Raw genomic sequence first — 24,760 nt, 5'->3', positions numbered from 1 at the left:
AAATATAACACCTAAAGTTGATTTCCTGTGAAGAAGCTAGTATGGATTTTTTTAATTGTGCTTATCACGAATTGTAAAGTTCAAAAGGGTGTTCAATCTAAAATATTTCAGCCGTTAGCAACTTCAAATACCAATGATTCATGGCAATTGGTAAACGCCTTGTCAGATGAGTTTAACGATGAAGACATAGATTGGGCAAAGTGGTATAAAAACTCTTATTTGCCCAATACCACGGGCTGGAAATGGAATAACGAAACCAATGCAAAGGCTAAAAGCGGTATAGCAGAATTGACCATGAGGCACAATGCCGATAATGTTTCAGACGGCGGAACCTATTTTAAATCGGGCATACTAAAATCTAAAGCAACCTTTACAACGGGTTATGTAGAAGCAAGAATAAAAGGAGCTGTTATAGATGTTCCCGGTCCCAAAAACGGCTGGGGCGTTTGTCCTTCGTTTTGGCTCTACAGTGATTTTGATGGAGATGTAGCCGATGGCAAAACCATATATTGTGAAATAGATGTGGTTGAGTTACAACAGTTTGATTGGTACAAAGGGCATCAAGACGACATAAAAGATACCGATCATAACCTTCATTTGGTTAAAAAAGTAAACGGAAAGGGCGTGTGGTTCAGACCAAAAAAACATCCTGAATCGCAATTGAACAAATACCGATTAGAGGACGACCCAAGCAAAAATTATCATGTTTACGGTTGCGAGGTAAATGCAACAAAAATCATTTGGTATGTTGATGGTGTAAAAATTGCCAGTAAGCCCAATACAGATTGGTATAGACCAATGAATGTAACGGCATCTTTAGGCTTAAGAAGGCCTTTTGTTGAATTCTCAAACAATGCAAATAGAGCAGTGAATCCGTTGGTAAATGAAGATGCTAAAAAGCAGTTGGAAGGTATGCCAACAACTATGTATGTTGATTACATTAGGGTTTGGGAAAAGAGATAAAGTGCATGTTAAATAAGGATATTTATAGTAAGGCAATAATTTTCAGCCTATTAGTTTTTGTTTTTTTAGGTTGTGAAGAAAAGAAGGAAGCGGTTCAAAAACAACCTAATATCCTTTTTATTGGTATTGACGATTTGCGTCCAGAATTAGGATGCTATGGTTCAGAAATTGCAATAAGCCCCAATTTGGATAAATTGGCTAGTCAGGGTTTACTATTCGAAAAGGCGTATTGCCAACAAGCTATATGTGGGCCTTCCAGGGCCAGTTTACTAACTGGAATTCGGCCCGAAACCAGTGGTGTGTTTCATAATTATATCAAATTTAGGGAAGCTAATCCTGATGTTGTTACACTTCCTCAGCATTTCAAAAATAATGGGTATGAAACCGTCTACACGGGTAAAATATTTCATCATGGTGATTTAGATGATGAAAAGTCTTGGAGTAAATTACCCGCAATAGATAGTATGACTTCAAAAGGCATAAAAAATCCTATTGGATTTGCGTTAAAAGAAAATATTGAGGAACGCTTTGCAACGAGAAAGACCATGATGGAAAAATATGGAGAGGTTGCCAAATATGGTTTGGCCATGGGGCAGGCTTACGAAAGTGCTGATGTTCCAGATAACACCTATCATGATGGTTACAACACCGAATTGGCTATCGCAACCATGAAGGAGATGCTAAAAAGCAATCCAGAGAAACCATTTTTTTTGGGTTTAGGCTTTAACAAACCACATTTAAATTGGGTGTCGCCAAAAAAGTATTGGGATTTATACAACAGGGAGGATATCAAACTATCAACACAAACCAAAAGCCCTGAAAAGGGTGCCCAAGTGGGATTGCACCCATCGTTTGAATTACGCGTTAGAAGTGGAATTCCAAAGAAAGGTAAAATAAAGGATTCTTTAGCGGTTACCTTGAAGCACGCCTATTTGGCCTGTATAAGCTATGTAGATGCCCAAATAGGGAAAATGATTTCCGCTTTGGAAGAAGCAGGCATTAGAGATAACACCATCATTATCGTTTGGAGCGACCACGGTTGGCATTTAGGCGATATGGGCATTTGGGGAAAGGCTACCAATTATGAAATTGCGACGCGAGTTCCCATGATGATTTGGACACATGATATGCCAAAAGGAAGTCAAGGAAAAACCACCGATGCGTTGGTAGAATTAATCGATATGTATCCTACATTGGCAGATTTGGCTGGTTTAGAAATGCCAACACATGTTGAGGGTACAAGTTTTAAACCTTTAATTGAAAACCCAGATTTGGATTGGAAACCGGCTGTATTCAGTCAGTTTCCTTCACCGGCATTACGGGAATGGGGCGCATTTCCAATCAGGCCTGCAATGCGCGAGACCTATTTCGGGCCATTACTCGAGGAAGTTGAAGAACGAATTATCAAACAACAAGGTGATACATGGGATAGGAATTTATTTGAAAACAATCTTATGGGCTACGCCATGCGGACAAAAGACTATCGCTTTATCGTTTGGAAAGACAGAGAAAACTCTGAAAAAGAACCTGTTTTTATAGAATTATACGATCACAATACCGATCCGTTAGAAACTAAAAATATTGCAGAGGTGCATCCTGACATAGTTGAAAAACTTATGATTCAATTCAATAAAAGTTGGCAAGGAAATATACCAAAAACATAAGCTAGATTAGACAAAATGAAAAGAAGAGATTTTTTTAAAAAAGGAACAACCGCGGCCATTGCGGCTGGTTCCGTGCCATTAATTTTTACATCTTGTGCTAGCACCAATGATATTGTTTATGATAAACCCAAAGATAAATGGTATCACCTCGGCACGGGAAAAACGGGTACACCTAAAAGAAAAATAACTAAAGACTATGATGTAGTCGTTGTTGGTGGCGGTGCTGCAGGAATATGTGCAGCAGTAGCGGCGGCAAGAAATGGTTCTAAGACAGTGTTGGTTCAGGACAGGCCTGTTTTGGGCGGTAATGCTTCAAGTGAAATAAGGGTACACTTAAATGGGGTGAACGATTTAAAAGGAAAAGCTGAACGGGAAACAGGAATTATCGAAGAAATTTTATTGCACAACCGCTTTGAAAATGCACAGGAATCTTTTCCTGTTTTTGATCATGTGATGTACGATTTTGTAGTTCGAGAGCCAAACTTAACCTTGATGTTGAATACACAGGCTGTTGAGGCGGTTATGGATGGGAATACCATAAAATCTGCAATGTGTTGGCAAGCTACTACCGAAAAAATGTTTACCATAAATGCACCAATTTTTATCGATTGTTCAGGTGACGGGCTATTAGCGGCCACCGCAGGAGCTGAATATAGAACAGGTAGGGAAGGAAAAGCAGAATTTAATGAAACTTATGCGCCCGATGAACCAGATGGGTGGCAAATGGGGGCATCATTATTGATGTCTTCAAAAGATATGGGAAGACCCATGAAATACAGTCCGCCTTCTTATGCGATAAAATATACGCATGAAGGCGCACATCCTCGCAGACATTTCAAATGGTACGAAGATGGTATTTGGTGGATTGAAATAGGAAGCGATGATGATATTATTGGAGATGCAGAGGAAAACAGGCATAAGTTGATGGCTTATCTTCATGGCGTTTGGGATTATATTAAGAATTCTGGTCATTTTCCTGAAGCAGAAAATTTGGCTTTAGATTGGGTAGGTTCTGTTCCTGGACGGAGGGAGTCCCGCCGTTTTTTAGGCGACTATATCGTATCAGAACGCGATATGACAGAGCATAAACATTTTGAAGATGCCGTAGCATTTGGAGGGTGGTCTTTAGATGAACACAATCCGGGAGGCATCGAAAATATTTCGGAGCCACCAAGTTATTTCCACTATCACTTTAAGGAAGTATATGAGTTTCCATTTAGAAGTTTGTATTCTAAGAATGTACCCAATCTCATGTTTGCTGGTAGAAATGTAAGTCAAACACATATTGCGCTGTCCTCCTCAAGAATTATGGCCACTTGCGCATTGCAAGGGCAAGCCGTGGGTACGGCAGCAATGCTTTGTAAAAAACACAATGTTCTTCCGAGAGGCGTTTATCAAAATCATATAAATGAATTGCAGGAACAGCTAATGCGGGATGATGTTTACATTCCAAAACGTCCCGCTCAAGACCCATTGGATTTAGCTAAAAATGCAAGTTTAATTTTTGCATCCACAACATCTTCGGGTGATGCTAAAAACCTTTTAAACGGTATTTCCCGGGATATCTATGGAAAAATAAACCATTGGCAATCTGATGGTTTGCCTGCAGAGCTTCAGTTGGAATGGGAAAATCCTATTTCTATTTCCAAAGTAGAACTTAAGTGCGATACCAATGTCAATCGCAACATTATGATGCGAAAGGATAGCAGAAACGATGAACTTTTCAGCAATAGCGTACCTAAGGAAATGCTAAAAGCAATGCGTCTTCAAGGAAGAGCCAATGGAAAATGGATAGACTTGGGCAATATTTCAGAAAACCGAACAAGATTGATTAAATTCAATTTTAAACCCATACAAATTACGGCGGTCAAACTTATAATGACCGAAACTTACGGCGTTGAAAACGTAAAACTTTTTGAAATCCGTTGCTATGCATGATGATATCTTTTGTTAAAACATACTTGTGGTTGTTTTTGCCAATTTTATTGCTCTACAATTTTGAAAAGAGGCAAGCAATCAACAAAACAATTTTGCATGACGTACTTATAAATCATCCAGGAGAAAAAAAACCGGTAAATGCGATTCTTCAAGAAATTCAAAATGAAGATGGATATCCCGTTCAGTATGTGATGGACGTTTATTCTGTTATCTGTTTGAAGCAAGTATGCAAAGAGATTCCTGTAACGTTATATTGGAACAACATAGGAGAATATCAAAAGTATAAAATTGCTAAAGGCCGGACTCTTGAAAAATATGAAGCCGATCTTTTCGAACCTGAAGATTACCTAAAAATTCAAAGTATTATGGCGAATCCTAATTCGCCATTTAAGGATGTGTACTACGACGAAATCCTTTCGGTTCCTCAAGAATCGGATATTGATGACCTGGATGCAGTTTCTGGCCCAACTGCTTTAGAACTGGACGAAAAGGACACCGTGCCTGGGGCCGCTTTAACCTGTTATACCCTTTGGCATTGGGCGAATGGAGAGGTGGTTTCAAAAATTAAAAATATAACGGGAAAATCCTTGTCGCTCACACAACTTCAAGATTTTATTTTAAAAGAAAATGAAACCTATTTCAATATTGCTATTAACGAATTGAATAGAAGGGATTTGTTTTCAAAAGAAATTATCGACACCATTATTCTTAAAGTTTTGAAAGATGAAGCTTTGTTGAAGAAAGCATTTGGTTATTTTGAGAAGGCACCTTCTGAATTGTATTATGATGCAACAAAGCGACTATTTTTTGAAGGTAGTAAAAAACAAAAATTGGTAGTAATACAATCATTGCAAAATGCTTCTGATGTTCCAAAAATCCAATTAGATGATTTGAGTACAACATTTGGTAGTTTAAGCTCTTATCAAGAAGTATCAATGCTTCTGAATCTTATGGAAAAGAAACAACACTACTCAGAGATACTTTTAAATAATGTAGTTCCTTTATTAGAATCAGATTTTTTAATAGCCAGACGAGTATATTGGTTTTTAAAAAATCATAAAGCCTTGAATGCAAATGAACAAGATTTGGAGGTATTTTATCAAAAGAATAAAAGTAGATTATAAGCTAAATATGATAAATAAAAAAAATCAAATATTTATAAAAATATTATTTCTGATATGCTCTTTGCATGGAGTGTCTCAAAGTAGTCCGCTGGATAGAAAACTTCCAGATGATAGTTATTTCTTTAATCCAATTGTTCACGATGTTAATATTTTAGAATTTTCTAACGCTTTTAATGATAGTAGGAGTTTGCAATACAAAATAGATGAACTTGAAAGCCGGGGTGGTGGGGTTCTCATAATTAAGTCTGACACTTATGTTCTGGAACAAATACACATGAAGTCCAATGTACATATCAAAGTAGAGTCAGGTACGATTTTCAAAACCAAAACCCCTAAGAATGCTCTGTTTAGGGCTGGATACCAAAATGGATTTAATAAGGTAACAAATTGGAGTTTTCAAGGTTTTGATAAAGGAACGTTTACTTTCGATTTTTCAAATTTTAAACCGAACGAAAAAATTAGGGCGTTTCAACTTGGTAACGCACAGAATTTTAAGATTGCGGATTTTAAGGTTATTGATAACAATACTAAGTTTAACGCCATTACGTCAGAGGCTGTTGGCGGTACACCAGCTTTTTTTCCTTCATTTGGTATTATAGAAAATATTGGAGTTGAAAATGCACACTATGGGTATGGTGTTGTTCAAATTCAGGTAGGGCAGGACTTATTGTTTAGAAATTTACAAGGTATAGGTGGCGTAACACTACGACTGGAATCAGGTTATAAAGGTTTGGCTGATAGATATCTTACCGATAAGACAATAGTAATGAATAATATATACGGTAGAAATATTTCTTGCAAGAATGGTGCTCATGCTGTTATGATATCTCCACATACCATTCATCAAGGTGTTGTAGATATAAGAAATATAAGCACTATTAGTTGCGAAGCTTCCGTAGCCATTAATTTTGGGTTCCTTTCCCGGAAAAAAGATCAGCTAGGTACAGGGCACGTTGCAGGTACATTTTCAGAAGACTCTGTAATTGCAAATGTTTTTGCAGAATACGGTAACCAAGCCCAGGTAAGGGCTATGCGATTAAAGTTTATTCCCTGCGCTTTGCGCGAGTATATAAGTGTTGAAAAAAATCTTGATAATGAATCTTACAAAGCACCAGCTCTATCTGCGGTGTACTATACATCATTAGATGGTTACAAATCTTTTAATAATCCAGAAGGAACTTATCAGATTGATGTAGATGATGTAAAACACTCAGGATTCTCACCAGAAGTACCTAAAAATGGATTTATAACCAGTAGCACCTTGAACGATTTTGAGAATTGCGAGAATCAGCGATCAGCCACAATTTTTATTAAACCTAAAGAGCGAAATACTCAAAACCCATTACAATCTACTTTTAAGTAAGCCAACCACAGATTTTGAAAAATTATTATTGATTCACCAATTCAAACTGGGTTTCCAAAGGCACTCCGTAATTGCTCTCCAATCCTTCTTTAAGACTTTTATAAAATTTAGTGTCTGGTGGCATACTCAGGTTTTTCCAAAAATCGGGATTATATGGCAATTCAATAATTCCCATATCTGTATCGCCACCAAAAGGGTAAACCTTTCGAACTTCTTTTTTATCCGTACTGGTGCTGTAAACAAATGCCTCGGTTTTATAATGCGAGGTTTCGGCATCAGTATTGTGGTATTCCTTGGGAACCATATGTTTTTTAAGTTTCCACTCGTTTTTAAAGTAGCTTAAAACAAGTTTTCCGCTGTTGTGCTTTTTGTAAATGAAAAGGGAGGGACCGCGTTCAATGCGATACACTTTATAAGAATCAACACCGATATACATTGTTATTTTTTCCCAATCAATATCTGGATTTTGCCCTTTGATTACCAATACATCTTCACCTTCATAGGATGATTCCCCGATCTTTTTCCAATTAAATTTTTTTAGATTTCTTTTATGTTGGGATTGGTGAGGCCTAAAAGGATTTAAATTAAACAGGCTGTTTACGGAATGTTGCCATTGCTTACCCTTCCAAATGCGATAATCTGCCGATTTTCGGGATTCTGCAACCTGAATGACACTTGGGCCGTAAGCAGGACCCTTGTCTCTCAATAAAATATAATTCTCAATTAAGAATTTTGGCTTATCAGCCTCCGTAGTTGTCCTTCTGTATAGCATTTCAAGCCTGTGGGGTTCTGATAAGGTGTTTTCCTTCAGGCGCTCCATGGCATTAATTACGTAGTCTTTTGGAGTTAAAAGTTTAACCACATCCAATTCAGTAATCGTTTCTTTTAGTACAATTTCCTTCTTTTCAAGTTTTAAATAATCGGCAACTTTTATACTGTAAGGGTCAAAGCCCAAACTTGAGATTGAAAGCGAATCCTGCAGCTCATTTTTTGTTACAAAAAATGAAAATTCACCGTCTTCCGTACTCGAAGTACCTATGTATTTTTTAACAATACCGACGGCCACAAATGGAACGGGCATCTGTGCTTCGTCCAAAATAATTCCGTTGATTTCGATCTTATCGTTTTGGGAATATCCAATGCTGGTTGAAATTAAGACAATACAAATTAGGATCCTCTGAAATATGGTTTTCATTCTAAATCATGATTAAATACCTCAAATATAATGAGTTGTTGCCTCAAGTATTATGTCTTAATTATCCAGTAATTACACTGTATATTCATAATTTTATATTTAAATTATAATGGAAATATTAAAACTCTTTGAGCGATCCGATGTCTTTTAAAAAGTTTGAACTTTTCCCTTTTGAGGTCACTAGAACTGAGAATTTGTTAAAATTAACAGGTCCTCCGTTTTTTTATCTACTCCGTTTTGTATTATGGGGCATTAAATGGCCCACTCGCTTAGATATTTTTTTAAATTCGAAAATATGCAGGTTTTCGATAGCTCGGCTCAAAGCTAACACCAAAAGGCATTTCTTGTTCTAGTCAAGATGGTTTAATTTTCAGGCTTTCGTGTTAAAAAATTTGGTCGCTCAAAAAATATTATTACTTTTGGTAAACCAAACTGGTAAACCAATTTAAAATTAAGCTAAATTGCCACATCAAAATAGAAGAGATTTTATCAAGAAAACCGCCCTTGTGGGAAGTATAATTCCTTTTGTTAATATCCTAAATCCTCTTTTTGCTCTAGAAAATGTTTCATACGATGATAAATTATCGGTTCATATTTTCTCCAAACACTTGCAATTTTTGGATTATAAGGAAACTGGAGCCATGGCTTCTGAGATGGGTTTTAATGGAGTAGATTTAACTGTGCGCCCGAATGGTCATGTACTTCCTGAATCAGTAGTATTAGACTTGCCAAAGGCCATTACCGAAATTAAAGAAGGTGGTGCGGTGTGTAAAATGATTACGACTAGTATTGGGAGCGTTGAGAATCCTTTAGATGTTCAAATATTGAATACTGCCTCAACTTTGGGAATTGAGTATTACAGAACAAATTGGTTTAAATTTAAGAAAGATTTATCCCTAAAGGAATCCTTAAATCATTATCAGAATGAAATCAAAAAACTTGGAGAACTTAATAAAAAACTTGGTGTCGTAGGGTGCTATCAAAATCATGCTGGTACTAGTATAGGGGCATCTTTTTGGGAAATACATGAAATGTTAAAAACTGTAAATCCTGATTATTTTGGAACACAATACGATATAAGGCACGCTATTGTGGAAGGTGGATTTTCATGGGAAAACGGCTTTCAGCTTCTGCATCCAAAAATAAAAACTATCGTATTGAAGGACTTTAAATGGGGAAAAGTTAATGGCCAATGGAAGCCTATTAACGTGCCAATGGGCGATGGAATGGTAGATTTCTCAAAATACTTTAAGCTTCTTAAAAAGCATAAATTAAATCCACCTGTCTCACTGCATTTGGAATATGATTTGGGTGGCGCGGAAAAGGGGCATAGTAAAATTTCAATAGACAAAAAAGTGGTTTATGACGCCATGAAAAGAGATCTGAATACGGTTCAAAAGTTATGGCAATCCGCATAGCCAAAAGCTTTGAACACCATAAAAGTAAAACTAAACTAATCATGAAAAAAATATTAACAATTATTCTTATAGCGTTTGCTTTAACTTCATGCGAACAGAAAAAATTAACAAGTTTAATTCAAGTATCTAATATTGAAGAACTTAATGAGGCCATTGACAACAGTAAAGAAGGCGATCATATTATTTTGACCAATGGAGTTTGGAAGGATGTTGAGATAAAATTTGATGCCGAAGGGACAGAAAGTAACCCCATTATTATCCAAGCAGAAACCCCTGGAAAGGTATTTATTGAAGGTGTTTCCAATTTAAAATTTGGAGGGAGCCATTTAGTAGTTGACGGCCTTCATTTTAGAAATGGCTATTCGCCAAGCGATGCCGTGGTGGAGTTTCGAATAGACGATGAGACTATTGGAAATCATTGTACGGTTACAAATTGTGTTATAGAAGATTTCAATAAAATGAATCGTGATGATTCAGATCGCTGGGTACAATTTTGGGGTAGACATAATACCTTGAGCAATTGCTATATCAGGGGTAAAACCAATCGTGGGCCTACCATTCGTGTGGATTTAAAAGGCAATGAACACATCAACAATTACCATCAAATTCTAAATAACCATTTTGGGCCACGTCCGCCTAAAGGTGGTGCCAGTGGAGAAACTATTCAGATTGGCGATAGTTATTCGTCTATGTCGCCAAGTTATACGCTAGTGGCCAATAATCTGTTTGAGGAATGTAATGGCGAGGTCGAAATTATTTCAAGTAAAACCAATTTCAACGAGTTTAGAAATAACGTGTTTTACAAAAGCGAAGGGTCTTTAGTAACGAGGCACGGTAATTACTGTACCATTGACGGGAATTATTTTATAGGTGACGGTAAAAATGGAAATATTGGTGGCATCAGAATTATTAATACTGGGCATTGGGTGACCAACAATTATTTCTACAACCTAAAAGGAAAGAGTTTTAGAAGTCCGTTGGCCGTAATGAACGGTATTCCAAAATCGCCTTTAAATCGTTACAATCAGGTAACGGACGTTGTGGTTGCCTATAACACCTATGTGAATTGTGATTCGCCATGGCAATTTGGCGTGGGGCAAAATTTAGCTCAAAAAGATGTGCTGCCTCCTTCGGAAATTCGTTCTGCAAGACCTTTAAGAACCTTGATAGCCAATAATGTGCTTTATAACGAGACAGGCGATAAATCTCCTGTTGTGGAACATGATGAAGCTGAGGGCGTTACCTTTAAAAGCAATGCAATTAATAACCAAGGTGTGCCTTATAAAAACTACGATGATGGTATTAAAAGTGTCAATTTTGAATTGAAGAAAGTTGCTGAAAATATATTCTTACCGTCATCAAATATTGATATAGAACCTTATCAAGGTTTTGAGTTTGAAAACATATCAAAAGACCTTTTTGGTAATTCCAGAAATGAAAATAATAGTATTGGTGCGGTGGTTGATGTTGATACAAATGTGCCTTCTATTTTAGATAAATCCAAATATGGTCCCTCATGGTTTTCAGATGAAGTTGAAGCTAGGGAACCCGCAATCATTACTGTTGAAATCAATGATAATCTTCAAGAAAAAATTGATAAAGCCGAAAATGGGGATATTATCGTTTTAGGAAATGGAAAACATGCTATTTCAAATCCTTTAATTATCAATAAAAGTATCACCATCAAAATGAAAGACAAGTCAAAGGCAGTTCTTTTTTATGGAGAGGAAAACAACACGCCTTTGTTCGAATTGCATCCCGAAGGGTTCTTAACGCTTGAAGAGGTTTCTTTAAAAGGAACAGGAAATCAACACGCATTTGCTACCCTTAAAGAGAATATGTACACCCATTTTGGACTATCGGTTTCGAGTAGCAACATCAGTGATTTTAACTTTGCTCTAAAAGTATATAAACAATCGTTTGCAGAGCGTATCACCTTTAAAAATACCTCTATTTCCAATTGTGAAAATGGTTTGGAATTATCAGAAGAAACCAACGATAAAGGCGATTACAACACCGAGTATTTAACAATAGACAATTGCCATTTTTCAAACGTAAAACAAAATGTTATCGATTACTACCGAGGGGGGTATGACGAATCCACCATTGGCGGAAACCTTCTTGTTTCTAATAGTACATTCACAAATTGTGGTGCAAAAGAAGAGAACGGTATTTTAATAAATACCGGAGGTATCGTGAATGTAGATATTTCAAATAACACATTTAAGAATAACCCTGTAAAATTGGTGGCCCTGCTTTGGGGAGCCAAGAATAATTCCCATACCAACAATACAGTTATCAATTCTGGAAAAATAGTTGTTGAAGAAAACCTTAAAATGAAGTTGATGTACTAGAAATTATGGCTAAAAAATTAATAACATTTGGTGAGGTAATGATGCGTTTATCACCTCCAGGTTACGAAAAATTTTCTCAGGCATCTTCTTTTGATCTTGTTTATGGAGGAGGTGAAGCAAATGTTGCCATCTCATGTGCTTATTTGGGTATGAAAGCATCCCATGTTACACGCTTTCCAAATAATGCCCTTGGTAAAGCAGCGACACAGTTTTTGCGAAGACATTGGTTAAGCACTGAGCATGTTATTTATGGTGATGATATGATTGGGAAGTACTTTTTAGAGAAGGGAGCTGTGCACAGGCCTAGTGAGGTTATTTACGAAAGAGAAGGATCCGCATTCTCTTTAATAGAACCTTCTATGGTGAATTGGGAAGATGTTCTAAAGGATGCCGATTGGTTTCATTGGACAGGCATAACACCAGCAATTTCAGAAGGAGCAGCAAAGTGTTGTCTCGATGCTATCAAAACAGCCAATGAAATGGGGATTACAGTTTCTGGAGATATCAATTCTAGGAGTAACATGTGGAAATATGGAAAGACCATGCAAGAAGTCATTCCAAATTTGGTAGAACACTGCGATGTGGTGATTACAAGTAGTAATGGAATAAACCAGATGTTTGGATTGGGAGATCCTGGTGATAAATTCCAAATATTAGCCAAGAAATTGATAGATGTTTATCCTAATATCAAAAAAATTGTTAAGAAAACAAGAAGAACTATAAGCGCTTCGCATCACCAGATTCAAGGTAAACTTTGGAATGGCAAAGCGTATATTAAAACTGATATGCTTAATATCTCACACATAATAGATCGTGTTGGAACAGGTGATGCTTTTGCGGCGGGTCTCATTTATGGATTATTGCACTATGAAGATAAGCAAGCTTTAGATTTTGCTTCAGCCGCCTGCGCTCTAAAGCATACCGTTCCAGGAGACGTGAATACCGTTTCTCTTGAAAATGTACAAAACCTTATGGAAGGGGATACTTCTGGAGCTTTGAGGAGGTAATGAAAAAGAACTAACGATTAACTAATGATATGAGAACTAAAGCTATTAAATCTACATTCCATTTATTTTTATTCATGGCCTTCATTTTGACTTTAAGTAGTTGTAAGGAAAAAGTAAAGAAAGATGATAAACCTGAAAAACAAAAGGTGACGTATCCAAGTGATGTTATCTCTTTTATGAATAAATGGCAAATTCTTTTAGGAGATGGTACTCGCTCCGATTCACTTATAAATTATGCAAAGCAAGGATTTTTTTACGTTGAAAAAGAAGCTGGAACCGATTGGGTAGTGTACAAAACTCCAAATTCAGGAATTACTTCTCCAAATTCAAGTAATACCAGAACTGAACTAGGAGAAAAAAGGCGATGGATACCTGAAGAAGGGGGAAAACTTACTGGCACCTTAAAAGTTAAACATGTGTCAACAACAGGTGATGCAACGGCTCGCTCTTCTTACTCTGTGGTAGTCGGACAAATACACAGTGATGAAGGACACGAAAATGAACCGCTAAAAATCTATTACAAGAAATTCCCGGGACACAAAAAAGGCTCTGTTTTTTGGAATTATGAAATCAATACAGAAGGTAATAACGATGGTCGTTGGGATTTCTCTACCGCCGTTTGGGGACATGATTTTTCTATACTAGGTCCAAGTCCAAATAGTTATCCAGAGGAACCTATAGACGGCATAGCTTTAGGGGAAGAATTCAGTTATGAAGTTAATGTTTATAAAGGTATAATGTATTTAACTTTTACGAGTGAAGGTCATGAAACAAAAAGGTTCACTAAAAACTTATTAAAATCAGATTTTGCTAAAGCATCAGATATTCCGCAACAAGTGTTGGATTGGTATTCGTCAAAAAGACGGGTTGGAGTTGAACGTGAAAATGCCTACGCTGGTGAAAAACAGTTTTTTAAGCAAGGTGCTTACAATCAAGCCAACGGAAAATCGACAAAATCAGAAACCTATAACGGAAACATAGCCAAACAATATGCAAATGGAAGTTATGCTGAAGTGTGGTTTAAAGAAGCAACTTTAGGTGTTGGAACATTACCAACCAAAGAGTAATTGTCCTTCGGCGAGAGCTAAAAGAATAAATCATGAATCAGGTAATCTTTATAATGGGTGTTTCTGGTAGCGGAAAGAGTACAGTTGGAAATATGTTATCACAAGCTTTGAAAATTCCGTTTTTTGATGGCGATGATTTTCACCCCGAAGCCAATGTTGCTAAAATGTCCAAAGGCATACCGCTTAATGATGAAGACCGTTTCGGGTGGTTGCAAACATTGAATATGTTAGCTAAAAAGCAGTTGAATAAAAGTAGCTGTGTTATTGTTTGTTCTGCACTAAAACAAAGCTATCGAGAGATATTGTCAAAAGGAATTGAAAGCCATATAAAATGGGTACATCTGTCTGGCAGTTTTGAACAGATTTTAGAGCGAATCAACAAAAGGGAGCATCATTTTATGAGCTCGGGGTTGTTGCAATCTCAGTTTGATACTTTAGAACAGCCTAATGACGCTTTACGAGTTGATATTAGTTTAAAACCTCAAGATATTGTAAAAAAAATTGTGAAAGAATTAGATATGAAATCGGAGTTTGGTTTATTTGGTTTAGGTGTTATGGGTAGGAGTTTAAGTAGAAATTTAGCTCAGAAAGGGTTCAATATTTCTATATTCAATCGAGAGGTAAAAGGATCTGAAGAAAACGTTGCTAAAGATTTTAAGAATGCCCATCCTGAACTGGAAAAATCTCAACCATTTTCTGATGTTGAAGCTTTTGTGAACTCTCTGCAAACACCAAGAAGAATCATGCTAATGGTGAATGCAGGTAAGATTACCGATATGGTTATTGAAGATTTAATTCCCTTTTTGTCTGATGGTGATATTCTGATAGATGGAGGGAACTCTAACTATTTGAAGACTAAGGAGCGTTACGATTATTTAAAATCAAAGTACATAAATTTTATTGGCGTTGGTGTTTCCGGAGGAGAGGAAGGAGCTCTTAAAGGACCATCAATTATGCCGGGTGGAAATAAAGAAACCTACGAGTTGGTAAAACCTTATCTCGAAAGTATAGCTGCTAAAGACGCCAATGGTTTACCATGTTGTACCTATGTTGGTGAAGAGGGTAGCGGACATTTTGTAAAGATGGTTCATAATGGTATTGAATATGTTGAAATGCAATTATTGGCAGAGGTGTTCAGCATTTTTAAAACCATGGGTAAAAATCCAGAAGACATCGCGCGTATTTTGGAGTCTTGGAAATCTAAAGTTGATAGTTATTTATTAGGAGTCACTATCGATATTTTGAGGAAGAAAGAAGGAAACGATTGGCTTTTAAACAAGATTGTAGATAAAGCTGGCAATAAAGGCACAGGCAATTGGACCACCATTGCCACTGCACAACTGGGAGCTCCAAGCACTTTAATAGCTTCAGCTTTATTTGCCCGTTATACATCATTTTATAAAGAAGAAAGGCTTAGTGCGAGTGAAAATTTTGGAATTACACCTTCAGATTTAAACCTTAATTCAGGTGATGTGCTAAATGCATATCAATTTGCTAGAATCATTAATCATTATCAAGGATTTAAATTGATTTCAGAAGCTGGAAAAGCTTATAATTGGACTTTAAATTTAAGCGAAATTGCCAGAATTTGGACAAATGGCTGTATTATAAAGTCTGATTTTGCGGAAGCATTGATTCCAGTTTTAAAAGAAAATGGTAATATATTAACCAATCAATCAATTATCAGTCAGTTAAAAGCATTGAAGCCATCAACAAATAAAGTGGTGGCGGAATGCGTTTTAAAGGAATTGCCAATTCCTTGTTTAAGTGAATCTGTTAACTTTTTAAACGCATACATTACTGCAAATTCATCGGCAAATATCATTCAAGCGCAACGCGATTATTTTGGTGCGCATACCTACCAAAGAACGGATGACGACTCGGGAAAATTTTACCATACCAACTGGAAATAACCAACTAAACTAAAACAGTCACCATGCCAACATCCGAAAACAAAAAGTCTTTTTTAAAAAAAGTTATTGCAATTATCTTGGGTTTTGGCCCAGGAATTTTTGCCATTGGTTATACCATTGGCACAGGCAGTGTAACATCCATGATTGTTGCAGGAAGCAAATTTGGTATGCAATTGCTATGGGTGCTTTTGCTAAGCTGTTTTTTTTCAGGGGTCTTAATGTTTGCGTATGGCAATTATGCTTTGATTACAGGTGAAACTGCGCTTTACGGGTTTAAAAAGCATTTAAAGTTTGGTAAGGTTTTAGCAATTTTAATTATTGTAGGAATCACGTTCGGGCAATGGAACTCCCTAATGGGAATTTTGGGAATTTCATCCAACATCATTTTTGAAATACTGGCTGTAAATTTTGAGGGTTTAAGTGCATTTAAATATGAAACCGTATTGATAACTGCTATCATAATCATAGTTACTTTTTACTTATTGATGCTGGTAGGTAAGTACACATTTTTCGAAAAAATCCTGGTCATATTTGTTAGCGCAATGGGCTTATCATTTTTATTGTCCTTATTTTTTGTGCAACCATTACCAATAGATGTAGTTAAGGGTTTAATACCAACCATTCCAGAAGTTCCTGGTGGCAAAATGCTAGTAGCTGCTTTTGTTGGTACCACTATGGCTGCGGCAACGTTTTTGTCTCGCCCACTTTTTGTAAAAGGAAAGGGGTGGACCATTAAAAATCTGCAACAACAAAAAAAGGATTCAATAACAGCTGCTATTTTAATATTTGTAATTAGCGGTACTATAATGGCGGTAGCTTGCGGCGCATTATTTCATCAAGGAAAAGTTGTAACCGAGGTATTAGATATGGCAAATACATTAGAACCTGTTGCCGGAAAGTGGGCCGTTACCATATTCTTTTTTGGGGCATTAAGTGCAGGTTTATCATCCATATTTCCTTGTTTATTGATAGCACCGCTGTTGGTTGCCGATTATCAATCTGGAATACTGGACACTAATTCGCGGCAGTTTAGAATTATTACGGCCATTGCCTGTTTAGTGGCACTAATTGGGCCAGTGTTTGGGGCCAATCCCATTGAAGTTCAAATACTATCACAAGTATTTAATGTGTTTGTTTTGCCAATTGTAGTGCTAGGAATCATACTTATGCTAAGTAGTAAAAAGATAATGAAGGACTATAAAACGAGCCTTGGTGTTTATATCGGGATGTATGCGGCGCTGTTCTTTTCTCTAGTGATTTCATACAACGGAATTTTAGCATTGCTAGATTATTTTTAAGACATTCAAACAGATATCTAAATAAAGATTATTAGAATAAATAAATTTTTAAAAATGAATAAAAAAAATATTACTTCGTTAGTACCGGCCTTAAGCATTTGTGCTTTCCTAACATTAATTAGTTGTAAAAATGAGACTAAAAAATTAGACATAAAAGAAGTAGAGAAAACCGTTTACCCTAGTGAAATTATTCCAATCTTTAATCATTTCAAATTAGTTTTGGGTGACGGGGCCAATGTTGGTCAACCACTAAAATATGAACATAAGGATTACTTTTATACAACAAACGATGACTCCGAAAATTGGGTAGTTTATAAGTCGCCAAATGGAGGCAATACACATGGCACATCCAAAAATACTAGAACTGAATTAGCCCAAACAAAAAAATGGTATCCAAAAAGCGCTAATGACAAACTAACAGCAACACTAAAAGTAATGAATGTGTCAACTTCAGGAGATGCTACAAAAGGAGGGGCATTTTCAGTAGTCGTTGGGCAAATTCATAGTGCCGATGGACATGAGAATGAACCACTCAAGATATACTACAAAAAATTTCCGGGACATACCAAAGGTTCCGTTTTTTGGAATTACGAAATCAACACAAAAGGTGATGATAATTCGGGAAGATGGGATTATTCCACTGCAGTCTGGGGCAATGATTTTTCTGTAGTTGGTGCCGATAAAAATAGTTATCCAGAAGAACCTAAGGAAGGAATTGAAATAGGTGAAGAATTTAGTTATGAAGTGGTTGTTAAAGATGGTATCATGAACTTAAAATTCACAAGCGATGGCCACGAGACGAAAACATTTTCAAAAAATATAATTGAATCAGAATATAATTCCAAAGCTGATATTCCTTTGCAAACAAGAGAATTATATGCTGGAAGAGGTAGAGACGGAGTAGAGCGAGAAAATGCATATGCGGGAGAAGGCTGTTTTTTTAAACAAGGTTGTTACAATCAAACCAATGGCGTAACGACTGGTGGTGAAACTTATGGAGGCAATATTGGTAAACAGTATGAAACTGGAAATTATGCCGAAGTTTGGTTTAACAAAGCAAGCGTAACCGTAAGCGATGCCTCAGTATCAAATGAAGGTTATTTTATAAAAAATGATTAATTAATTATTTAAAGTTGCTGTCCTTCATTTCACCAATTTGATGTCCAGATTATCATTTATTTAATCAATTGGATAAGCTATTATAAATACATGCTTGGATAATAGAATAATTATCGTATATTTGGTTAACCAAACTGGTAAACCAATTAAAATATCATTACTGTGAAGCATCCTATTTTATTTCGATTTACTTTTCTTTTACTGATTTCAGTAGTCGCAGGATGTAAAAATGAAATTAATCATAACGCAAACTTGGATTCCAAGACGGAACATCCAGGTTTGATTTTGACTAGCCAAGGGGTTAATGAAATAAAAACTAAGCTAGGCTCAGTTCCTATTTTCGATTCAACTTTGGCAGAAACAAAAGCCGAAATTGATGCTGAAATTAAAAATGGAATTGAAGTTCCTGTTCCAAAGGATTACTCCGGGGGCTATACGCACGAAAGGCACAAAAAGAATTTTTTTGTACTTCAAAAAGCGGGGTTTTTATATCAGATTTTAGACGATGAAAGCTATGCAAAATATGTGAAGGATATGTTGTTTGAATACGCAAAAATGTATCCAACATTGCCCGTACACCCAAAACCACGCTCGTATGCAAGAGGTAAAATTTTCTGGCAGTGTTTGAACGACTCTAATTGGTTGGTGTATGTTAGTCAAGCTTATGATTGTATCTATAATTATTTAACAGAAGAAGAACGATATACCCTCGAGACTAACTTATTTAGACCTTTTGCCGATTTCATTTCAAAAGAAAACCCGCAGTTTTTTAACAGGGTTCATAATCATAGTACCTGGGGAAATGTGGCCGTAGGGATGATAGCTTTGGCCATGGATGATGATAGTTTATTGCAACGGGCACTTTATGGCGTAAAGGATGTAAACCTTGATCCGAATATGAAGGACAATGATGGAGGCTATATAAATAAAGATGGTAAAATGGGCTTCTATGCAAACCTTGAAGAGCCATTTTCGCCTGATGGCTATTTTACCGAGGGTCCCTATTATCAGCGTTACGCTTCGTACCCCTTTTTAATTTTTGCACAGGCACTTCAAAATAAGAAACCTGAATTAAATGTATTTCAATATAAGGACGGTGTACTTTTAAAAAGCGTTAACGCCCTAATCAACCTTTCGGATGCCGATGGTGAATTCTTCTTATTAAATGATGCCCAAAAAGGCATGTCGTATTACGCACGATCGTTGGTGTCTGCCGTTGATATTGCCTATCACTACGGAGGTAACAATCCCGGGTTGCTAAGTATTGCCGAAAAGCAGGGCCAGGTCGCTTTGGATGATGCAGGCTTTGCCGTTGCTGTGGGTATAAAAGAGGGGAAGGCCAAACCATTCGTTAAAAAGTCTTTCGAGTTATCCGATGGTCCCAATGGAGATCAAGGTGCGGTGGGTATCTTAAGAAGTGGTGATTTGGAATTGGTATTCAAATATACGGCACATGGTTTAAGCCATGGACACTTTGATAAGTTATCCTATTCGTTATTTGATGAAGGTGATGAAGTGGTTCAGGACTATGGACTGGCACGTTTTGTAAATATTGAGCAAAAAGGTGGAGGCAATTATCTAAAGGAAAACAAAACTTGGGCAAAACAAACCATTGCACATAACACATTGGTTCAGAATGAAACCTCTCATTTTCAAGGGAAATACGATATTGGAAGCCAATACCACTCAGAGAAGTACATTTTTAGTTCTGAAAACGACATTTTACAAGTTGCGAGTGCTAAAGAAAATAACGCATATCCGGGAACACAACTTCATAGAACTTTTGTAACAATTAAAGGTGAAGATTACGAGAACCCTTATGTATTGGACATTCTGCGCGTAACTTCGGAAACTTCAAATCAATACGATTTGCCTTTCTATTATTTAGGACAGATTATGAAAACCAGCTTTGAGTATTCAAAATTGGCAATTCCAGAAGTTTTAGGAAAAAAACATGGGTATCAACATTTATATAAAGAAGCTACAGCATCTTCAGATGGAAATCCTATAAAACTAAATTGGTTGCTCAACAACAAGTTCTATACTTATACAGCCATAACATCAGCTAATGACGAGATTATTTTTGGCAGGATAGGAGCTAACGACCCTGAATATAATCTTAGAAATGAACCAACTTTAATTCTCAGAAAAAAGAATGCTAAGGACGCATTGTTTGTGTCAATTATTGAGTCGCACGGTACTTATAGCCCGGTATCAGAATTTGCAGTTAACGCTTATAGTAACATTAATAATGTTTCTATAGTTCATGAATCAGAAGCATATACAGCCGTACAAATTGAAACAAAAAATGGAAAGGAAAATATATTCCTTATTTCAAATGAAAACAATGATAAAGATGTGCAACATAGCCTAACCGTAGGAGGTAGAACACATCAATGGAAAGGTGCATATACATTAATAAACATAAAATAAAAGCATATGAAACGATTTAGCGAAAAGTACATCATAACAAAAGACATGGAATGGGAAGAGCTTGGGGGTGGCGTGTCAAGAAAGTTCTTAGGCTACGATAACCAAATCATGATGGTAAAAGTAAAATTTGATAAGGGCGCATTGGGTTCGCCGCACCAACATTTTCACACGCAAGCTACCTATTGTGTCTCCGGGAAATTTGAGTTTGAAATTGATGGCGTAAAGCAAATTGTAGAAGCTGGGGACGGCGTGTATATTGAACCTAATTTATTACATAGTGCAGTTTGTTTGGAAGAAGGTATACTAATTGACACGTTTAGTCCTGTAAGAGAAGATTTCTTAACTGGGGGAGGGGTTTCCTATTTTGGGGATAAACAGTCATAAGAAGTTAATTATTAGATATTTAAAGCATATTTTTTGGGATAAGTATGTTAAAATTAAAATATAATTTGTTTTAACAAAAAAATAACATATATTTGGAAAACCAAACTGGTAAACCAATTTGGATAACCAGTAAAAAACTAAACTAAATGTCTAACCATCTTACAAAAAACTCTATTTCACATGGCTGTAAAATAAAAAAAGGACAGGTGCACGCCTATCCTTTTTAAACTAGTTTACTTCTTTTAGGAGGGAAGTAAAAACTTAATTCACACCATTACTTTGTAATTGCACGAACTTTTCAAAATTACAAAAATTTACGGAAAAGTACTGTTTTTATAAAGTAATCATAATGATTTGTAATTCTCAAAATTACAATTAAAGCATTCAGATTTTAAAAACACAAAAAAGTAAATTATGAATTTAAAAAACAAACTAACTCTTATCGTAGTGCTTTTTTTTGGCCTTACGGTAATTGCACAGAGTGGGAATGTTATTTCTGGTACAATTGTATCAGCAGATAATATGCCTATCCCTGGTGTAAATGTATTAGTGGTAAACACAACACGGGGAACCACTTCAGATTTTGATGGTAACTATCAAATTCAAGCTAGTGAAGGTGAAGTTTTGCAGTTCACCTATGTTGGCTACAAAAACCAGACTGTTATAGTTGGAAGCCAAACAACCATAAACGTTACACTTGCTGAGGATTTGGCACAGCTTGACGAAGTGGTTGTTATTGGTTACGGTACTCAAAGAAAATCAACCGTTACAGGTTCAATTTCCAAGGTTGTCAATGAGAAGTTGGATCAAATTGCAGTATCTCGTGTAGATGATGCGCTTATCGGACAAGTGTCTGGGGTTAACATTCAAGCCACAAATGCAGAAGCGGGGGGCGCACCAACCATAAATATTAGAGGTGTTGGTTCTGTTAGCGCTGATACCGGACCAGCATTGGTAATTGATGGTATCGTAGTAAGTTCAGAATTTCTTGCCAATATTGATATGAACGATGTTGAGTCCTTTGAAGTGTTAAAGGATGCAGCTTCCGCTTCTATTTATGGTAGTGAAGGCGCAAATGGAGTTATCTTAATTACTACTAAAAGTGGTAAGGCAGGTAAGGCCAAATTTAGTTATCAAACCTACGTAGGGTATAAGCAAGCTCATGGTAGTGACGATTATAGCAAAGATCTTAACGAATGGGCGGCTAAAGAACGCGCTGCCACTGGGACTCTTTCTGGTGAAACTTTGTATGCATTAGATTTAGCTAGTATTAGCGGCGTAAATAGAGACTGGCAAGATGTTTTCTTTGATGGAGGTAATGTGATTAGTCATTCGCTTTCAGCAAGAGGAGGTACGGAAAACTCCACATATAGTGCTTCTTTTAGAACATTAAGCGATGAAGGTGTGGTGATTACTGATGATTATAAATTGTACACTGCAAACTTAAAGTTTGACACCAAAATAGGTAAGAAATTAAAATTTGGCCTTAGAGCATCTCCTTCTTATACAAAGCAAAGACGTTTACCTACTTCAATCCATAACCCAACTCGTCAATCGCCTTGGTTGCCTATTTATCATACGGAAGAAACGTTGCAGTTTATTGATCGCAGTCGATATCCTGATGTTGGTGTTGGAGATTATTTTTGGGAAAACCATTTGGAAAACAGGGATTATGATAATGATGGTAACACTGAAAGACCTAGAACTTCAGGAGATTCCAATCCCTATCAACAATATGTTGAGCGTCAGCACTATGAATTTAATACCAAATTGTTTGGTTCATCGTATTTAAGCTATAAGTTAGCAGATGGCTTAATTGCTAAAACGTCTTTGGGTGTTACGTTGGAGCAGCGTAAAAGGGATAGGTACGATGGCGTTAACTATCATGCGTCTGGTGCTTCAAGGTCTAACTATTATTTACAGAATAGATTTCGTACCAGATTGGTTTCGGATAATACCTTGAACTATAGCAAAACATTTGGAGATCATGATCTTAATGTGATGGCCGGTCTTACCGTACAACAACGTAAAAGTGAGATAAGTGAGGTTGAAACCAATGGTTTTGCAGATGATCGTCTTAGAAACGTGCAAGGTGGTAACCCAGACAATACCACCGTTTTTCAGTCTAATATAGAACGGAAAAAAATAGGCTATTTTGCAAGGGTAAATTATGCTTATAAAAACAAATATCTGTTTAATGCATCCTTCAGGCGCGATGGTAGTTCTGTATTTGGCATAGACTCAAAATGGGGTAATTTCCCTGCCGTATCTGTTGGTTGGAATGTGGCAAAAGAAAATTTCTTATTAGACAGCGAAGTTGTAAGTAATTTGAAATTTAGGGCTAGTTATGGTTTTACAGGTTCTGAAAACTTCAATGTAGGATCTGATGTTGAAAATACATGGCCCTACTTGGCATTGTTACAAAACACAAATGCCGTTGTTAATGGTAGTCTGGCTCCTGGAATATCTCCTTTAAATATTGCAAATACCTTATTGCAGTGGGAGGCATCAGAAGAATTAACAATTGGATTGGATTTTGGTTTCTTGAATAATAGGATATCAGGTTCTATTGATTTCTACCGGAGAAATAGTGATGAATTATTGCTGGAAAACCCAGTTTCTTATGTCACTGGATTTAACACAGGTATTGTAAACTTAGGTGAGGTTCAAAATAGAGGATTTGAATTTGAGCTAAGAACAAGGAATATTGCCAAGGAGAAATTTAAATGGAACTCCACAATAATTGCATCTACAAATCAAAATGAATTATTAAGCTTCGGAAATTCTAATAACGCTCTAATCGAAGATACCTATGGTAGGAATTCACAATGGATTAATAGAATTGGAGAGCCTATTTCTTCCTACTGGGGTTATGTAGTAGATACAGATAAATATGACGAGACTAGTTTTAGAACTACCTATGTTGATAATCCATGGAATAGAATCAACGGACAAGCAGATGATACGATAGTGAAAGATTTAAATGGTGATGGTATAATTACCGAAGAAGATAAAACCATACTTGGAGACCCTTACCCAGATTTGATTTATAGTTTCACCAACGAATTTCAAATTGGACAATTTGATGTTTCTTTTATGGTACAAGGTAGTTTGGGAGCTCAGGTAAATAATATTGGAGATCAGTATTTCTACAATTGGTTTGGTAATAGAACACGGAGTGGAGGTGAAGCGCAGGCTGTTGCAGATGGTTTAGTGCCACATGAATCCTTTATTCAAGAAAAAGTTTTGACCAGTGAAGTAATTGCAAGTGCAGATTATTTCTCTTTGAGAAATGTAAATGTTGGATATAATTTTGATGAGGATACGCTTTCAAAAATAGGCTTGGAAGGTCTGAGGATTTATGCTAGTGCACAGAATCTTATATACATCACTGCAGATGATTATCATGGGTTCAACCCAGAGCATGATGACAATGGGAATATTAGGGCATTTGGTTCGCAGAGAGCTGGTACACCAATATTCAGCACTTTAACACTAGGTCTAAACATTGATTTCTAAA

16 protein-coding genes are annotated in these 24,760 nt (G+C 36.5%); 15 read left to right on the top strand and 1 reads right to left on the bottom strand.

The annotated features are described in order from the left end of the window. Positions 1–27: 27 nt before the first annotated feature. Genes H7U19_RS12270 through H7U19_RS12250 form a run of 5 tightly spaced genes read left to right on the top strand, consistent with a single transcriptional unit; the run spans position 28 to position 7,052 of the window. Complete coding sequence (locus H7U19_RS12270; protein ID WP_186562803.1) at positions 28–963, top strand: family 16 glycosylhydrolase; 936 nt, start codon at positions 28–30, stop codon at positions 961–963. Positions 964–968: 5 nt separating this feature from the next. Beyond that, positions 969–2,627, top strand: a complete 1,659-nt coding sequence (locus H7U19_RS12265) for a sulfatase (RefSeq protein ID WP_186562802.1) — start codon at positions 969–971, stop codon at positions 2,625–2,627. 15 nt (positions 2,628–2,642) lie between these two features. Beyond that, positions 2,643–4,565: an FAD-dependent oxidoreductase gene (locus H7U19_RS12260; RefSeq protein ID WP_186562800.1), complete on the top strand. Its 1,923-nt coding sequence runs from the start codon at positions 2,643–2,645 to the stop codon at positions 4,563–4,565. After that, positions 4,562–5,689, top strand: coding sequence for a hypothetical protein (locus H7U19_RS12255; protein ID WP_186562798.1), 1,128 nt, complete (start codon positions 4,562–4,564; stop codon positions 5,687–5,689). The genes H7U19_RS12260 and H7U19_RS12255 overlap by 4 nt, the downstream gene beginning before the upstream one ends. A gap of 7 nt (positions 5,690–5,696) precedes the next feature. After that, the gene (locus H7U19_RS12250; RefSeq protein ID WP_186562796.1) at positions 5,697–7,052 is read left to right on the top strand and encodes a hypothetical protein; all 1,356 of its coding nucleotides are present in this window, start codon (positions 5,697–5,699) and stop codon (positions 7,050–7,052) included. Positions 7,053–7,077: 25 nt separating this feature from the next. On the opposite strand, the gene H7U19_RS12245 is transcribed toward H7U19_RS12250, so the two are convergent. Further along, positions 7,078–8,247 (bottom strand): carboxypeptidase-like regulatory domain-containing protein, encoded by a 1,170-nt coding sequence (locus H7U19_RS12245; protein ID WP_186562794.1) that lies wholly within the window; start codon positions 8,245–8,247, stop codon positions 7,078–7,080. A 461-nt stretch (positions 8,248–8,708) separates the two neighbouring features. Between H7U19_RS12245 and H7U19_RS12240 the strand changes: the two genes are divergently transcribed. The 10 genes from H7U19_RS12240 (at position 8,709) to H7U19_RS12195 (ending at position 24,759) form a co-directional block, all read left to right on the top strand. Further along, positions 8,709–9,665: a sugar phosphate isomerase/epimerase family protein gene (locus H7U19_RS12240; protein WP_186562792.1), complete on the top strand. Its 957-nt coding sequence runs from the start codon at positions 8,709–8,711 to the stop codon at positions 9,663–9,665. Positions 9,666–9,706: 41 nt separating this feature from the next. After that, positions 9,707–12,019, top strand: a complete 2,313-nt coding sequence (locus H7U19_RS12235; protein WP_186562790.1) for a chondroitinase-B domain-containing protein — start codon at positions 9,707–9,709, stop codon at positions 12,017–12,019. Positions 12,020–12,024: 5 nt separating this feature from the next. Continuing rightward, positions 12,025–13,026, top strand: a complete 1,002-nt coding sequence (locus tag H7U19_RS12230) for a sugar kinase (RefSeq protein WP_186562788.1) — start codon at positions 12,025–12,027, stop codon at positions 13,024–13,026. A gap of 29 nt (positions 13,027–13,055) precedes the next feature. Next, positions 13,056–14,093 (top strand): polysaccharide lyase family 7 protein, encoded by a 1,038-nt coding sequence (locus tag H7U19_RS12225; RefSeq protein WP_246454801.1) that lies wholly within the window; start codon positions 13,056–13,058, stop codon positions 14,091–14,093. Between the two features lie 32 nt (positions 14,094–14,125). After that, positions 14,126–16,006, top strand: a complete 1,881-nt coding sequence (gene gndA, locus H7U19_RS12220; RefSeq protein ID WP_186562786.1) for an NADP-dependent phosphogluconate dehydrogenase — start codon at positions 14,126–14,128, stop codon at positions 16,004–16,006. Positions 16,007–16,029: 23 nt separating this feature from the next. Further along, positions 16,030–17,304, top strand: a complete 1,275-nt coding sequence (locus H7U19_RS12215) for an Nramp family divalent metal transporter (protein WP_186562784.1) — start codon at positions 16,030–16,032, stop codon at positions 17,302–17,304. Between the two features lie 54 nt (positions 17,305–17,358). Then, entirely contained in the window at positions 17,359–18,423 is a 1,065-nt protein-coding gene (locus tag H7U19_RS12210; RefSeq protein ID WP_186562782.1) for a polysaccharide lyase family 7 protein, read from the top strand. A gap of 162 nt (positions 18,424–18,585) precedes the next feature. Continuing rightward, positions 18,586–20,856 (top strand): alginate lyase family protein, encoded by a 2,271-nt coding sequence (locus tag H7U19_RS12205; protein WP_343069103.1) that lies wholly within the window; start codon positions 18,586–18,588, stop codon positions 20,854–20,856. 6 nt (positions 20,857–20,862) lie between these two features. Beyond that, positions 20,863–21,240: a cupin domain-containing protein gene (locus H7U19_RS12200; protein WP_186562780.1), complete on the top strand. Its 378-nt coding sequence runs from the start codon at positions 20,863–20,865 to the stop codon at positions 21,238–21,240. Between the two features lie 414 nt (positions 21,241–21,654). Then, entirely contained in the window at positions 21,655–24,759 is a 3,105-nt protein-coding gene (locus H7U19_RS12195) for a SusC/RagA family TonB-linked outer membrane protein (protein ID WP_186562778.1), read from the top strand. Position 24,760 lies beyond the last annotated feature (1 nt).

The sequence above is a fragment of the Hyunsoonleella aquatilis genome, assembly GCF_014270105.1.
GTDB classification, from domain to species: Bacteria; Bacteroidota; Bacteroidia; order Flavobacteriales; family Flavobacteriaceae; genus Jejuia; species Jejuia aquatilis.
Note: the sequence above shows the minus strand (reverse complement) of the source record. Positions and strands in the feature narration are given on the sequence as shown.